Annotated in this window: 13 protein-coding genes and 1 pseudogene; 8 read left to right on the top strand and 6 right to left on the bottom strand. The window is 48.5% G+C overall.

Annotated features, from left to right (window positions below; genetic code table 11):
* Nucleotides 1-156: 156 nt before the first annotated feature.
* On the bottom strand, nucleotides 157-708 hold the full coding sequence (locus Y71_RS16810; RefSeq protein ID WP_081120804.1) for a hypothetical protein: 552 nt from the start codon (nucleotides 706-708) through the stop codon (nucleotides 157-159).
* A 348-nt stretch (nucleotides 709-1,056) separates the two neighbouring features.
* Here Y71_RS16810 and Y71_RS16815 point away from each other — a divergent pair, with 348 nt between their 5' ends.
* Together Y71_RS16815 and Y71_RS16820 are read left to right on the top strand one after the other, a co-directional pair.
* On the top strand, nucleotides 1,057-1,305 hold the full coding sequence (locus tag Y71_RS16815; protein ID WP_007374374.1) for a hypothetical protein: 249 nt from the start codon (nucleotides 1,057-1,059) through the stop codon (nucleotides 1,303-1,305).
* An 83-nt stretch (nucleotides 1,306-1,388) separates the two neighbouring features.
* Nucleotides 1,389-2,561, top strand: coding sequence for a YiiX/YebB-like N1pC/P60 family cysteine hydrolase (locus Y71_RS16820; protein WP_007374373.1), 1,173 nt, complete (start codon nucleotides 1,389-1,391; stop codon nucleotides 2,559-2,561).
* Nucleotides 2,562-2,865: 304 nt separating this feature from the next.
* Here Y71_RS16820 and Y71_RS16825 read toward each other — a convergent pair whose 3' ends face one another.
* Nucleotides 2,866-3,735, bottom strand: coding sequence for a hypothetical protein (locus Y71_RS16825; protein WP_007374372.1), 870 nt, complete (start codon nucleotides 3,733-3,735; stop codon nucleotides 2,866-2,868).
* A gap of 501 nt (nucleotides 3,736-4,236) precedes the next feature.
* Here Y71_RS16825 and Y71_RS30405 point away from each other — a divergent pair.
* From Y71_RS30405 to Y71_RS16860, 6 genes and pseudogenes are all read left to right on the top strand, one after another.
* The gene (locus Y71_RS30405) at nucleotides 4,237-4,563 is read left to right on the top strand and encodes a hypothetical protein (protein ID WP_035943297.1); all 327 of its coding nucleotides are present in this window, start codon (nucleotides 4,237-4,239) and stop codon (nucleotides 4,561-4,563) included.
* A gap of 65 nt (nucleotides 4,564-4,628) precedes the next feature.
* Nucleotides 4,629-4,937: a hypothetical protein gene (locus Y71_RS16835; protein ID WP_007374370.1), complete on the top strand. Its 309-nt coding sequence runs from the start codon at nucleotides 4,629-4,631 to the stop codon at nucleotides 4,935-4,937.
* Nucleotides 4,938-4,971: 34 nt separating this feature from the next.
* Nucleotides 4,972-5,694: a hypothetical protein gene (locus tag Y71_RS16840; protein WP_007374369.1), complete on the top strand. Its 723-nt coding sequence runs from the start codon at nucleotides 4,972-4,974 to the stop codon at nucleotides 5,692-5,694.
* Between the two features lie 89 nt (nucleotides 5,695-5,783).
* Nucleotides 5,784-6,488: a site-specific integrase gene (locus Y71_RS16845; RefSeq protein WP_236946469.1), complete on the top strand. Its 705-nt coding sequence runs from the start codon at nucleotides 5,784-5,786 to the stop codon at nucleotides 6,486-6,488.
* Between the two features lie 18 nt (nucleotides 6,489-6,506).
* A pseudogene (locus Y71_RS16850) lies at nucleotides 6,507-7,622 on the top strand (DUF8535 domain-containing protein); the annotation flags it as partial.
* A 72-nt stretch (nucleotides 7,623-7,694) separates the two neighbouring features.
* A protein-coding gene (locus tag Y71_RS16860) for an IS3-like element ISSen4 family transposase (RefSeq protein WP_107224802.1) occupies nucleotides 7,695-8,815 on the top strand; the annotation gives its coding sequence in 2 pieces (ribosomal slippage) (nucleotides 7,695-7,953 and nucleotides 7,953-8,815; 1,122 coding nt in all).
* Between the two features lie 268 nt (nucleotides 8,816-9,083).
* Here Y71_RS16860 and Y71_RS16865 read toward each other — a convergent pair.
* From Y71_RS16865 to Y71_RS16880, 4 genes are all read right to left on the bottom strand, one after another.
* Nucleotides 9,084-11,426 carry an AAA family ATPase gene (locus Y71_RS16865; protein WP_236946442.1) on the bottom strand — a complete coding sequence of 781 codons (2,343 nt, stop codon included), beginning with the start codon at nucleotides 11,424-11,426 and terminating at the stop codon, nucleotides 9,084-9,086.
* Entirely contained in the window at nucleotides 11,404-12,063 is a 660-nt protein-coding gene (locus tag Y71_RS16870; RefSeq protein WP_035943293.1) for an ABC-three component system middle component 1, read from the bottom strand. Before Y71_RS16870 ends, Y71_RS16865 begins: the two co-directional genes overlap by 23 nt.
* Complete coding sequence (locus tag Y71_RS16875) at nucleotides 12,060-13,286, bottom strand: ABC-three component system protein (RefSeq protein ID WP_007374362.1); 1,227 nt, start codon at nucleotides 13,284-13,286, stop codon at nucleotides 12,060-12,062. Before Y71_RS16875 ends, Y71_RS16870 begins: the two co-directional genes overlap by 4 nt.
* Nucleotides 13,287-13,391: 105 nt before the next feature.
* The gene (locus Y71_RS16880) at nucleotides 13,392-14,624 is read right to left on the bottom strand and encodes a type II restriction endonuclease (RefSeq protein ID WP_007374361.1); all 1,233 of its coding nucleotides are present in this window, start codon (nucleotides 14,622-14,624) and stop codon (nucleotides 13,392-13,394) included.
* Between the last annotated feature and the right edge of the window lie 29 nt (nucleotides 14,625-14,653).

Here is a 14,653-nt window from a genome sequence, read left to right on the forward strand (position 1 = left end):
CCGGGAAAATGGGCACATCATGCCGTAAGCATTTTCGCTAACCCGGTATTGATATGCTCCCCGAGTATCCTTGCCACCTCGCCGCCACTGACAGCGTTGTTATCCTCAGGAGCGCGATTCGGGTAGAGAATGTGGCTGCGTAATTTTCACGCTTCATCAGATCTTGATGCTTATCGTTATGGCAGAGCTATCAATCCCTGTTGCGCTGCTAATATCCTTTTTGGCTCTTTCAATTGCCTCGTTAAAGGAGAGTTGTTCTGTTTTTTCTACAGCCTGATTCGGAACGACTGCATTAGGTACCAATGGGGATGATGGATGGAATTTCTTCCATTCAAGTTGTTTCGCTGTTACCCCAATACGTAAAAAGGCTTCTTGTGCATTCAGGTAAGCGACAGGATAACGCTGACCACCGGTTAGCATTTTCCATGCGTCGGGAGAGTGAATTTCTGCGTACTCATCAAAGGTTATGACGTTCCTGTCGTCATAATCGGGATTTTTAAAACACCCGGTAATTTTGGCTATCAGGAATGCTGTACCGTGTTTCAGGTCTTTTACTGCCCACGTTTCTCTTCTGTTTCTTACAGCTATGAGGTATTCGGCATCATTGAGCCTGTCAGTTCTCGCATGCCAGTAACCTGACCCACCCTCAGTTCTCATTATGTTCAAATCCTTCCCGGTAAATACAACAACAGCCTTCATATCTTTCATATAGAAAACCTCTTTAGACGAACGAATACAATTTTCAATCAAATCTATGCGATAGAATTTGAGAATTCAATGTTTTTATGCGATAGAATATTGGTGCTGCCGCTTTTTATCGGCAGTTGTGAGGCGCTCTGCTTGATATTGAGTACGCACCAGAGATTGCCGCTCAGTACCTGAGTCACTGGGAGGATCGGTGGCAGCGAGGTCAGGACTGGAAATCCACATACAGGAGCTGGCTGTATCAGGGCAACGCCACTTCAACATACTGGTGTCGGGTGCGGAATGGAGGCATGATCATGTCCTATAACTGGATACAGTACGGTAAGTAATTCCATCACATAGAGATAAGCAATGAACCATCCTGAAATTCACGTCAAAGGCTGGATTGATGTCGGTAATCGTGAGTGTGTGGTGCAACGGTTTCTTCCTCCGGGGTCTCTCGCCGGTGTCTGTATTGTTGTTCTGAATAAAACCAAACCGACCACCCGGATAGTCGGCTGGGACGGCGAAAAATGGTACTTCATGCCCAGCCATGACTTTGGTGGCTATGCCGATGAGTATGATCCCTGTGTACGTGAACTGAAACGGGGCCGTTACTGACCCCATGAGGTAAACCATTGTTAAAGTCGAGTTCCTGCAGCCCGGACAGATCAAACACACAAATACAACATGGAGATTAAAAGATGGGAAAATTTACAAGCTCGAATGATTATGCGGGCCCGTATTTCATACTGCGTCATGACCGCCTCCGTCCCGGAGATATTATTCTCGAGCGGGGGTATGAAATGCACTCAGATATAATCTGCAAGCAAACCGGCGGCCACTACTCTCATGCAATGATATATGTTGGCGGGACGATTATTGAAGCCACAAGGGCCGGAGGCGTTTTCAGTCGGATTCCAAACCGATCGGCGGTAAGGGCCATATCTGATTTCAAAGTCCTTAGGCTGGCCAGAGATCCGGGACAAGAAATAACAACAATTGTGTGCAATCAGGCCCGTTACCTTGTGGGCAGCCAGTATTCAGTTGCTGAAGCCATTTTAGTAAAAGGCCCTGAATTTACGAGGCAATTCCGTGAAAACAGCAGAAAGCAGTTTTGTTCACGTTTAGTAGCGCAATGCTTTAAAAAAGCAGGCATAAATCTTGTCAGTGATGCGAATTTCTGCTCGCCGGCTGATCTTGAACGGTGCGGACTTCTGGTGACAGTCCCGGATATGGTCCGTCCTGCTTCCGAAAACGAGGCGGCATTCGCGCTTGAGGTTTCGCCGCACGCCAGTCATGCAAAAAACACGGTTCGTTTTGTGGAAACGGCACTCGGTATTTTAAAAAATCACGGTATCAAAACCGTGGGGGACTCAGACGGGGAAGTGACTGTCACGACGTTAAACGACATTACGCAGGCCGTGTTCGAAAACAGAACGTCCCCCGGGCTTGACGGGGAAATGACGGAGGCCATGCAGGAATCGGGCTACCTGAACCATATTGAAATGGACAGGCAACAGAACCCCTTTCGCTACGATTTTGATCTGTTCAGTGCGCGGATTGGCCAGGATGCTGACGATAATGAAATTTATGAGAGGCTTTTGGGGGAGATCAGAAAAGAAGCTAAGGTTCTTTTGCCCCGCCTGCAGTCATACATAAATGGCAAAAATAATCTTGTATGGGATCTGGAGTATTTTAAAGCCGAATTTTCTATATACGAAAGCCTATTGCAGGCGCTGTATGACCGTACCGTGATCATAGAACAGTACTCAGTCTTAAAAAAAGATATTCCGTTTTTCAGTGAAATTTATGAGCGAAGTAATGCTATTTTAAACGTAATCAGGGAGCATGCGCCGGAGATTGCTGTTTCCTGAAGGTATCAATACCGGATAGTCATGGGGCGCACTCACTGACCTGATGTGTCATGGGCACCCACAGATAGCAAGCAAGACGGAAGGGCAGACAGCTGCTGGTCAGTGCCCGGAGGACCAGCGCTGTCGTAACCGGAGCAGCGCACCGGAGAAGAAGCGCTGAAATTCTCGGATGAATGCTGGGCAGAGGGCCTGCGGCTTACTGCCAGCCAGGCAAATCACTATCAACACATGATGAATGTGGTTCGCGGGTCACTGACCGGCTGACCGGCAACAAAAAAAGCCCCTTCCGGGGATTTCACCAGGTTCAGAGACTGTGGAACTGAGGGCTTCTGACCAGCTGTTGCAGGCCGTCGAGATCGAATCTCTGCTGACTGCAGATATTCTGGTAAACCTCAAGCATGACGGCATACCTGTCCGTCAGATCCTCATCACAACGCAGTCTTGAATCGACGATACGCCGGTCGCCTTCCCCCCGTTCAATCCAGTCAAGCATTGCCCACATCTCGATCTGCAGCTTAAAGGCTGCTGTATCCGGATACCCTTTGAACGTTAGCGGCAGCCTGTTATCTTCCGAGCACATGTCAATGCGGTTCAGCATCTTGCGGGTCAGCTCGCTGTCAGAATTGTACTCTATATCCTTTCTGGCCGTGTCCAGTACCGTTTTAATATCCGAGAACATGTCACGCAGCGCCGTCACACCGTCCAGAATTTTACAGACCTCAGGGCTGTGCTGCGGATTAATCAGGGCCAGAATCATTTCCTGGTCAAGATCGGTATTAATGGATCTGAGGTGCGGGGCATCCAGCTCAAAGAACCAGGTCATGCGCTGCAGATAAACCCGGCGGACCAGCGTTTCAGCCGTAACGGTACTCTCGCGGAAATCCCTGACCATATATCGCTGGCTGTCGTAAGCGCGTGAAAGAGCATTGAGCGGCTTTCCGTCACGAGTCAGTTGCTGGCAAATCTGAAAAAAGAGGTTCAGGCGCGCCGCCAGGGGGAACATCTCAGCTTCCTGATTGGCAGGCGTAAATTTGCCCCGCACGCCCTGTGCGATAAATGAACGCAGTACGTCAGAGCGAGTGGGTTTATACTGGCCTTCAATGCCGGCAATAAAATCGTCCAGCTCCTCAAGTTGCTGCTGAGGAAGACGAAGTTCAATACGCTGATCTTTCATGTCCACGGGGACCTCTCTTTTTCAGTGAATATGGGGTTAAACCGGCTTAGTACGACTTTTATACGTGAATGTACGTTAAGAACCCGTATATGTCCAGTTTAAAGACGCTTTTTTGTCACTCATCATTCCGCAGATCCGATTTCTGTCAGACCCGGATCTCCGGAACACGCCCCGGCGCGCGGCGGCGCAGAAACACAACATCTAGTGCTTCAGTCAGATACATCTCATACCAGATGTTGTGTTTTCGCCCTGCCCCGTGACCCGGCACGCAGGGGGCGAAAAGGCCGCTTTGCTTATTTCGTGTGCGTGGTACACTTCCGGAAAGTCTCTTATCGCGCAAAAGTCGGATCAGGCTGAAACCCGCATCCGGTAATTTAATGGCGTGGTTATATGTCTGCTTATTATCAGGCGTGTGATTTTTACGTCGCGCGATAATACGAAAGGAAGAATGACGTCAGGGTGAGATGATTTCAGGGCGGGATAATTAACGTTGGGGAATAAATGCAAATTCAAGATCTGGGGTCGGATCTCATGAACCAGGAATATTGCAGTGTCTGGTTTTACTCCGGCCCCGCACCATACACCGGCGAGCCGCTGGTTGCCCTGCTTGATGAACTGGGAGGGCTGGTCGCCCGCAGGGAGGTTACTTCTGATCCATGCAGCTGGAGAATGCTGGCCGACCATGAGGCCCCTGCATTTTATCAGAGACCGGACGGGGCGCTGGAAGTACCCCTGAACTCGGACAGCATTTCGCCGGAATTGCCTCTGATCATGGCGGAGAGCGCGGAGCAAACCAGGAAAATGCCGCGTCCGCCCCATTATCGTTAGGGGACGATGACGCTGGTCGATACAAGCCTGACGGCGGGATTTACCAACAAGATAAGGAGCCCTGTATGGGGATGTTCGATACTGTCACGTTTCGCTACCGGATGCCGGACGGCGAAACGGAATCTGAATACCAGACCAAAGACCTGGACTGTGAATGTGCCTTTTACGAGATCTCCGCTGAGGGCCGTCTGCTCCGCTGGCCGGATGACGCAGATGAACTTAATGAGACCGGGTTTGACGGCTGCATCACCGTATGCGCCCGTCAGTGCTATCACCTGTACTTTAACCAGGGGCAGCTGGAATGGATCGAAGGATATTCCGGGGGAGACCGCTGGCCGTTTGAGCCGGGCCGTTTTATGCCGGACCAGGCCTGACGGGATTTAGCGAACTGGCAGGAGAACGAAATCAATGCAGGAAAATGTGGCAGAAGGAATGGCGGCTGTGGCCTCGCATCCGGTCACCGTGCAGGTGTTTATGCAGGGGCCAGGTATCTGGGGTAACGTGGCCACCGCGATTATTACGGCCGGAGCGGCAATTGCAGCTGTCATGCTGACGCACCGGTTCACGCTCCGGCGTGAGAAACGGGCATCAGACGAAAAGCTAAAACGGGAGCAGCATTTTATTGCCACCGAGCTGGTATTTCTGCTGGAAAATTTCGCCGAGTCCTGCTCCGATGTTGCAACTGATGCGGGTGAGAATAATGACGATCCCGAACCGACCCGAGAGCCAACCGTCGGCTATCCTGATCTCAGTTTCACAAACGTCAGTGGCGACTGGCAGGTTCTTGATGCACGTCTGATGTATCGAATCAGGGAGCTCATCGTTCTGCAGCAGGAAGCCCATAAAGCTATTGCGTTCGTCGCGGACGCAGACTGTTTCGGCCAGCGTTACGAATACTTCCGTGAGCGCCAGTATCAGTATGCCCGTCTGGGGCTAAAAGCCATCATCCAGGTCAGACGCCTGCGCAGGGTGGCCGAATTTCCAGAAACACGTCTTGCGATTTCGGAATGGTCAGCTCAGCGTGTTATGTGGGACGTATGGAGAAAGGCGCGTCGTCGGAGGGCTAAAGAAGCCGCTGAAGAAAGAAAAATGTTAGACGATCTGAACTACCCGGAGAACCTGGATTTGTGAGCAGCGTGATTCCCCATTCTCAGTCCTTTCATCAGACACCGTCGCTGCCGGTGACCATCGATTATCCGGCTGCGCTGGCACTGCGCCAGATGGCTCTGGTGCATGATGAACTGCCAAAATATCTGCTGGCCCCGGAAATCAATGCCCTGCTGCATTATGTCCCGGACCTGCACCGCAGGATGTTACTGGCCACCCTGTGGAACACCGGCGCGCGCATCAACGAAGCCCTGGCCCTGACGCGGGGGGATTTTTCGCTGGTATCACCGTATCCGTTTGTGCAGCTGGCCACCCTCAAACAGCGTGAAGAGAAAGCGGCCCGCAGTGCCGGCCGGACACCCGCCGGTGCCACGCCCCACCGTCTGGTCCCGCTGTCAGATAACCTCTATGTCAGCCAGCTGGAGATGATGGTGGCCACCCTGAAAATTCCGCTCGAACGCAGAAACAAACGCACCGGCCGGACCGAAAAGGCGCGACTGTGGGAAATCACTGACCGTACGGTAAGAACGTGGATTAGTGAAGCCGTGGACGCTGCAGCGGCCGACGGCGTGACATTCTCTGTGCCGGTGACGCCGCACACGTTCCGGCACAGCTATGCCATGCACATGCTCTACGCCGGTATTCCGCTCAAGGTGCTGCAGAGTCTGATGGGACACAAATCGGTCAGCTCGACGGAAGTCTACACGAAGGTGTTCGCGCTCGATGTCGCCGCCCGCCACCGTGTACAGTTTTCAATGCCTGAACAGGACGCCGTCACCCTGCTCCGACAACAGTCATCTGACACACTCCGTAACTGACATTCTGAGGACATATCCATGGCCATGCAGCTGGTTCGCAAGAAAAACCCCACAGGTGGATCAATCCGCTGGCTGCGGCCCGAGGAGGAAGACGCCGTCAAGGCTTACTACAGCTCTCGCGAGCCGCTGAGTACTGGCGAACTGGCATTAGCCGGTTCGGTACTTCAGGAAATGCGGCAGAAAGAGGCCTGGCTTGAATGTGACTGCGTACGTGGAGAACACCCAGCCCGCAACAGCGCAAACCTGATGAAGGATACCGGCACACTCTTCCTGGCAGGATTCAGCCACGAACATGATATTTCCTGCCGTATGTACCGCCCTTTCAGTGGGGATGAAGGAGCAACCCGTGCCGGCACCCGAAAAACTGCAGGCAGCAGACGAATAAGCTACCGCGATTTTCTACCTCTGGATGATGCCGCTACCACTGTTAAAGCTCCAGGACGTCCCGCCACACCGGCTGACGATCGTACCCGTCGTACCCGCCGCCCGCGTATAGCGCGGCTGCTGCTTACTCTTATTGAGGACGCAGGTATTAACCGCCTTGACTCCCTGTATCCGCTTCCCTCCCGCAGCGTCTCTGAATCCATAAAGATGCTCAGGAACGTTACGGAACAAACAGAATTTATACGTGGTCGCCAGCTTTCTGAGATCGTGCGGTTTTCTCCAGGTATGAGCGAAAACGGCAGGGAACAACTAATGAAGACGCTTGAACGTCCGGATGCACACTGGCCTGCAAACAAAACGCGGATGTTCTTTCAGATTTTTACGTCCACGAAGGTTTCCCGGGACGAAGTCTCGTTCATCTGGCCGGACGGTGAACAGGTCTTCCGCCCGGAGCGAGGGGTGAGCATTAACGGCGAAGCGCAGGATGGCGCCAGACCACCCTATTGGGTGATACTGGCATTTCGCAGAGGTATGGATGGCTCTGTTATCTGCAGCGAAGGTTATGCACATGCCCTGTTCAGGCGCGGATGCCCGGTGCCAGTTGACAGTGGGCTTGAACGCAGCACGCTTGAAAGTCTCTCAGAAGCGGTTGAATGGCTGGCAAAAAAAACGGATGCGCCGGCGCTAAGCCTTGAAAAGCCCCTTTTTGATATCGAGGTGGATGTCGAAGGTGAAAAAGGATTCGTGTTGCTGACCTGCTCCCCGTTGATTAGTACACCCCGATGTTAGTAATGTCTTCATAAGCCACATGAGGACATCCCCATGAAGAAGCGTTTTTCCGACGAACAGATCATCAGTATTCTCCGCGAAGCCGAAGCTGGGGTACCCGCCCGTGAACTCTGCCGCAAGCATGCCATTTCCGATGCCACGTTTTACACCTGGCGTAAGAAGTATGGCGGTATGGAGGTGCCTGAAGTTAAGCGCCTGAAGTCGCTTGAGGAAGAGAACGCCAGACTCAAGAAGCTGCTTGCCGAAGCCATGCTGGATAAAGAGGCGCTTCAGGTGGCTCTTGGGCGAAAGTACTGACGACAGACCAGAAGCGGGAAGCCGTGATGTTGATGTGTGATGCGACCGGTCTGTCGAAACGTCGTGCCTGCAGGCTTACAGGTTTATCCCTGTCGACCTGCCGCTATGAGGCTCACCGTCCGGCTGCTGATGCGCATTTATCAGGGCGCATCACTGGGCTGGCACTGGAGCGCAGGCGTTTTGGCTACCGTCGTATTTGGCAGTTGCTGCGCCGTGAAGGGCTTCATGTTAATCATAAGCGTGTGTACCGGCTTTATCACCTCAGTGGCCTGGGCGTAAAACGCAGAAGACGTCGTAAAGGGCTGGCAACAGAACGTCTGCCGCTGCTCCGTCCGGCGGCGCCCAATCTGACCTGGTCGATGGATTTCGTCATGGACGCACTTTCCACCGGTCGCAGGATCAAGTGTCTTACCTGCGTCGATGATTTCACAAAGGAATGCCTGACGGTCACTGTTGCCTTTGGGATTTCAGGCGTTCAGGTCACGCGTATTCTGGACAGCATTGCACTGTTTCGAGGCTATCCGGCGACGATAAGAACTGACCAGGGGCCGGAGTTCACTTGCCGTGCACTGGATCAATGGGCCTTTGAGCATGGTGTTGAGTTGCGCTTAATCCAGCCGGGCAAGCCAACGCAGAACGGATTTATTGAGAGCTTTAACGGACGATTTCGCGATGAATGTTTGAATGAGCACTGGTTCAGCGATATCGTTCATGCCAGGAAAATTATTAATGACTGGCGGCAGGATTATAACGAATGCCGCCCGCACTCCACGCTGAATTATCAGACACCGTCTGAATTTGCAGCGGGCTGGAGAAAGGGGCATTCTGAGAATGAAGATTCCGACGTTACTAACTGAGTGTTGTATCTAATCGTGGGGGCAGGTCAAGTCCATTATTTATCACACAGCCAAAGTAACAATTTTGGTGAGGCAACAGTGCGTATTGGGTAACAAAAATGCTGAGTCAATGCGGCGAAATACTTGCTGGCACTGGAGGCGCGAAAGTCGCCCTTACTGAAGCCATAAAAAGCTTGTCGAATGTCTCAGGGCGTGAAGCGGACATTTCACACCTCTATCTCAGTCCATAGACCTGTGGGCACGCTCCATATGCCCCTATCATGATGACTCAGCCTGCAGCGACCAGAGCTTCCTTAGCTAAGCGTTGCATGTTTAACGATCGGGTGCTCAAACCGGCCTTGGTAAACCGATAGCGCATATAGGAGGAAATGTCATCCTCGTGTGAGGAAACGATCAACTGACGATTGCTGAACTCGCAGCGAAGAAGATCAGTCAAAGAGGCAATATTCACCTCATCCAGCGACTGGGATGGGTCATCGATCAGGATCAGCGGTACGTTTGAGTAAACTCTATTCAGCGAGAGGAAAAATCCCAGGCTGAGCGCCGATACCTGCCCGGAACTCATCGACAGAATTGCGTCATATTCAGATTTCTCGGCTGTAAGAAACCTGAGCTCTTTACCATCTTTGCTTTCAATAAACAGACCCAAACCACGCTGATAGTTTTGGATAAGCCTTCCGCTATAAATATGGAAAATCAACTCAATTTCAGCAATCGTTTGTTCCGAGTAGCGGCGTTCTGTTTTCTCCAATGTAGCCTTTAGGTTAGTAACCTTACCTTTAGCAATCTGCGCTGCTTTGGTTTCACGCTGAATAACCTGTAGCTCATCAAGGCACTGCTTGAGTCTTACGCTCTGGGCCTCGTTTGCTTTAGCTGCGATATACAGCTCTTTGTCTTTCAGATTCTGAAGTTCAACGATATAAAAGTCCTGCAACTCTTTAAAAGCAAAGGTGATGACATTTCTCCAATCTTGCGGCAAAGGCTCTGTCTCTGCTATTTTCTGGTTTCTGATGAACGCTATCAAAGACTGAGTTCGAGTATCCACTTCTTCATCATTTTCGGAGAACGAATGGTTTAGCTCTCCCCCTAAGGCTTGAAGTCGGGAGGCTAGTTGGTTAATTGCTGGTAACCGTGTTTTATCACGGAGCAGAAAGCTGTGTAGGGCTTGGTTATAACCAACGGATAGTTGCGTTATCCGGCCTTGTATCTGAGAGCCAATTTGAGCCAGCTCCGCAGCCATCAGCCCAGTGAGATTTATCAGGGTCTGACCATCGGTGTTTAGCACGTCATTAATCTGCGTGGTTCGGATCTCAATCTTTTGCAGCATAATATCATGGGAATGCCATTCTGCCCCACACAGTGGGCAATGCTGATCATTGGGATAGAGTTTAGCGTGCTCAGTCACCAGCTCTTTTTTTAGACGATTCAGCTCGGCTGCAGCGTTGGTATTAGAAGCGCTCTTTTGCTGAAGCAAATCACGAGTAACTATTTGTTCAAGAAACAATTTTAAGCGCTCTTGGGGCCATCCAATAAGGCTCTTGGCCTCATCGGCCTTGATGACTGTAGCGCCACGTTTGATAATCCCTCCTTGCTTGAACAGCTGGTTCAATTCTTTTTTGGTGGATTCGAGACCATCCAGTTTGTTCAAATCGTTGCCAAAACGCGCCAGGCTTTTTATGGAGTCCTTGTTAAGTTCAATAAAATTTTCGATCGAGTCATTTTTATCTCTGGTCTGTATTGCACTCTTTAGCAGAACCAATCTTTGAAGACTCTGGATATTCTCAATGTATTCTCTATGAATTTCCGCAGAATAGGTGGGAAATGGGCTCTCTTTATCCCAGCCAGGTTGTAGCACTGCGGTAGAAATTTTTTTATATTCAATTGCTCCCAGGTCAGCTTGAATCATTTCCTTGAGTGAACTGGCCTCTGTTTCTAACCTTGATAAATCTGCAGCACGCTTTGGATCACCAATGAACTTTGTAAGCCGCAAAGCAATAGCTTTACAGCTATCAGTTTCTGCTTTTACATCACTAATATTGAAGAGGTTGTTTAATGCCTCTTTACGTTTGTCTACTCGTGTGTGCAGGAGCTGGTTTTGGCCTTGTTCCAAATAATTCAAATAAGAAAAATTTTCTTTGAAGTTTTTGCCAAAAATCTCCTCAATGATGTTTTCGTTGCGAAGGTTTTCTGCTATATAATCGTTGGACGCGAATTCGGGCAACTCGTAAAGCTTAAGGTGGATAAATTGGTCTGCTCGATTGTTTGATTTCTCGTCAAAGTTTGCTGCAGGAGTATGTCTGGCTAGGGTAAGCTTGTGCAAGCCACTAATAAACTCTATTTTTATAGTCAGGTCATTATTGCCTGAACGGTTATTCCAAAGCAAGTTGTCTTCATAATTCGTTCTTTTACCCATCATTAAAGTTGTAAATAGGTGACAAATTCTTTTTATTCTACCGGTTAGCAATAGTTCAATAGCATCGAATATGCTAGTTTTGCCAAATCCATTGGGTCCATCTAATGTCAAAAGTGATGAATCACCGAAATCCAGATGAATTTTTTTGAAAGCTTTAAAGCTTGAAATCTCAATTTTAGAAATTTGCCAGTTCATCATTAATCAGTTCCTTGATCAAATCCTCTGCATTTAATTGGCCGTTTTTTTTTACCGTTTCATACGTCTTAGTAAGGTCTGCTTCTGCCACAGCCTCTTCAATTTGTAAACGGAGTGGAACTAGTTCCGCTTTGTTAATACTAAGCTCCAAAAAAGGCAGCTTAATGAATATCTTAGCAGCCGCACTGTACTTAGTCGCTGATGTGGGTTCTTTTTTGTAAGCATCGAATTGTTTTTTATCTGAAATCAATTCGTTTAACTTGGTGAAGTTTAGTCCTTTAATGGCTTCAACTTCTGCATCACTATAGTAAAGTACGTATTTTTTGTAGAAATGTGGGTCTTCTTCGATTTCAAAAATCTGCTCTTCATAATTTTTGAATTCTGCCAGCTTGTCAAGGTGATGAATGCAGATTAAATCGCAATTCTTTTTAAATGCTGGATCAGATGTAAATACCACTGGCGCGGACTGGTTGATTGTTGCGTTAAGATCGCCAGGCTTCATCAAATTATCCAACCTGTGCAAGACTGCAAATCGTACAGCCGTACCGTTCTCTCTAACATAGAAGCTGGTTGTGTCATTCTCGTGTATTTTGGAGAAATTGTGTGCATCCAGAGCTTGATGTATGAGGTCAATAATCATTTAAGTCGAGCCTCTGCGTCGTCTTTCGTTAAAATGCTGATGCATAAACTTTTGGTGATGTTGCTGTCGATGCGATTTTGATCGTCAGTGGAGATTATATCGAAGCAGTTTGTATACTTGGTGTCAATTATGAAACTCTCATTAGCCTTGGCTGCAATGAGATTGTTAAATTCGAACAACAGCCTGCCTAGATCATCATTATTTTTTATTTCAGCGATAATTTCGGAGGTACAGTATTTTTTGTCTGTTGGTTCTGGTAAATACAATGCCGTCGGTGCGTAAAACTTATTGTTGCTGTCTAAATAGTGCGGTAGTCGTTTTAAAATTGGTTCGACATTAATGGTGTGCACGAGGTCCGTGTACCGACGTATATCAGAGTTCTGAATGCGTGAAAACTTTTCTGAGGGCTTCATCAGTTGGCAGAGTGTTTTGAAATCGCCACCCTCAGAGCCTCTTATAAGCTCGTAGATATGTCTTGCTCTTTCGTAGGCCGCGTCCGACATACCTGGAAGTGATTCAGCTAGCCTTTCTTCCAGGTGAGTGTATAGGCGCGCTTTTAGCTCGATCGCGTAGTAGTCCTTTCTTTCGTATGGACTCGAATCCGTTATGTCTGCAAGAATACTTTCTGCCGATATACGGTATTCATAAGCTGCTTTACGTTGAGCATCACCATCATTTTGTATTTTTTTGTGAATGGCTAGCGCATGTGAGCTAATTTTATCTGATAGTAGACAGTAGTTTGCATCTATAAGGCTATCATCAAAAAATATGGCCTGACGGAAATATATTTCTTTAATAAAATCTTTCGTTAGATCTTCTATCCTGTCAAGTTCACAGTGCCGGTGTTCACCATATGGATAGAATTCAACTCGTTCGCGATTCGCATCTATGTAATCACTATGGTCGTTTATGGGTTGTGATATATGAAAATATCTTTTGATCCCTGCTATTCTATCCAGTTCTATTGCGGCCGATTTTTCTAAAGCATCCTTATAGTTACTGCGATAATCACCAATTTTTGCTTTAACCTGATGGGCGCTGATGAGTTTATCATCTTTGTAAATTGCGAAATCATCTGTACTATCCAGTTGTAACTCGAATCCACTATCACCTGCACTAATTAATTTGAGACAATGATAGAGCGCCACTTTACCCTGGTAGACAAATCCGCTCCAGGTGGAAATAGCGCTATGCGGATACTTGCTTACTTCCTCGTCGCTCATGTTGACTCCTTTCACCATACTGTTTGCTGTATTTGGTACAGAAATGATATCACAGCGATATTAATTTTTGGGTTGTCGATAATCGTGCGTCAATGTTCAGCCATGCTAAGTTGATGCCACTAATTCTATAAATTCTTTTACCGACATCAGTTCCTGATGAACATCATGGGGATAGGTTTCCCATAATGGAAAGGGGACTATGAGATTTAGGTGTTTATCTCTCATTTCAGTCAGTTGGGCTTTACTTATGCCGGGTTGTATTGTCACCAGATACTTCGTCTTAAGACGGTCGCCTTCAGCCAGTACCTGACGCCAGCGATCTTTACATGTTGTTTTGGCACCAAGCAGAATTAATTTTTCTGCATCATAATTTTTATCGTGATATGCATCGAACGAAGGAAAAAGAAAATCTGGTTTTGACTTATTCTCAGTTGTCTTTTTCGATGAACCTTTCTCAAACTTAAGTCCATGTAAATTAAAAAGATGTCCAAGGTGGTTTTCAAATGAGAACCCCATGCGTGATTTTCTGCGATTGTGTACACTTAACGAAAAATCGATGAAGGTATCGACATCACTGCCATCATCTCCAAATCCATGACGCAGACGGTTACTGACGAGATAGCGCTCGTAGGTTCGAAAAATATGTTCTTCTTCGGTGAGCCATTCCATAAGAGCTTCGTCTGGATCCTTCCTGGGATTTGCAGGTTTACGTTTCCGCGCAAGTTCGGAGAATACATGGGATTTAGGGAGACCTTCAGGGTAGTGCTCAAGAAGAAACGCCAACAGTTCCTTGTCGGTTTTTTGTTCAGACTCGAAGCTTATTCCCAATTGTTCAAACAGAGTCTGCACAGGCAGGAGAAGTTTTTTATCGCCTGTGTCAGCCCGGTGGAATGTTTCGTCAAGCTGGCCCGACAATCCAAACAGTTCGCGTAGTTGCGCTTCAATGACAGAGTCAGCCGGAGTGAAACACATCAGGAGTGAGCCGTTAGCCAGCCTTGTGATGAGGAGAAAATCACCTTCATTGATGGATTCAGTAACTGAATTCTCGCGGTAGTAAAGCCGGTACTCGGGAGCGCGGGTCTTTGATTTTCGGCGGACATCGTACCAGGTGACGAGATCATCAGCAATCAATGGCTCACCTGTTTCATCGGTGATATAAACCATTTTGCACATGAGCTCCAGCGTTTCATCTTTCCCAGGGCGTCCCAGTACATCGCCAAACCCCACTTTTACGAGCCCGCCAATTTCATGCTGATGAGAGCGCGTGACTTCGGCATCGACAGCGCTCAGGTACTTTCCGGCAGCGGCCTGAAAGATATCTCTTAGGTTCTGATTCATAAGGGACAATCCTTTATCGAAGAGATACC

Source organism: Kosakonia radicincitans DSM 16656, assembly GCF_000280495.2.
GTDB classification, from domain to species: domain Bacteria; phylum Pseudomonadota; class Gammaproteobacteria; order Enterobacterales; family Enterobacteriaceae; genus Kosakonia; species Kosakonia radicincitans.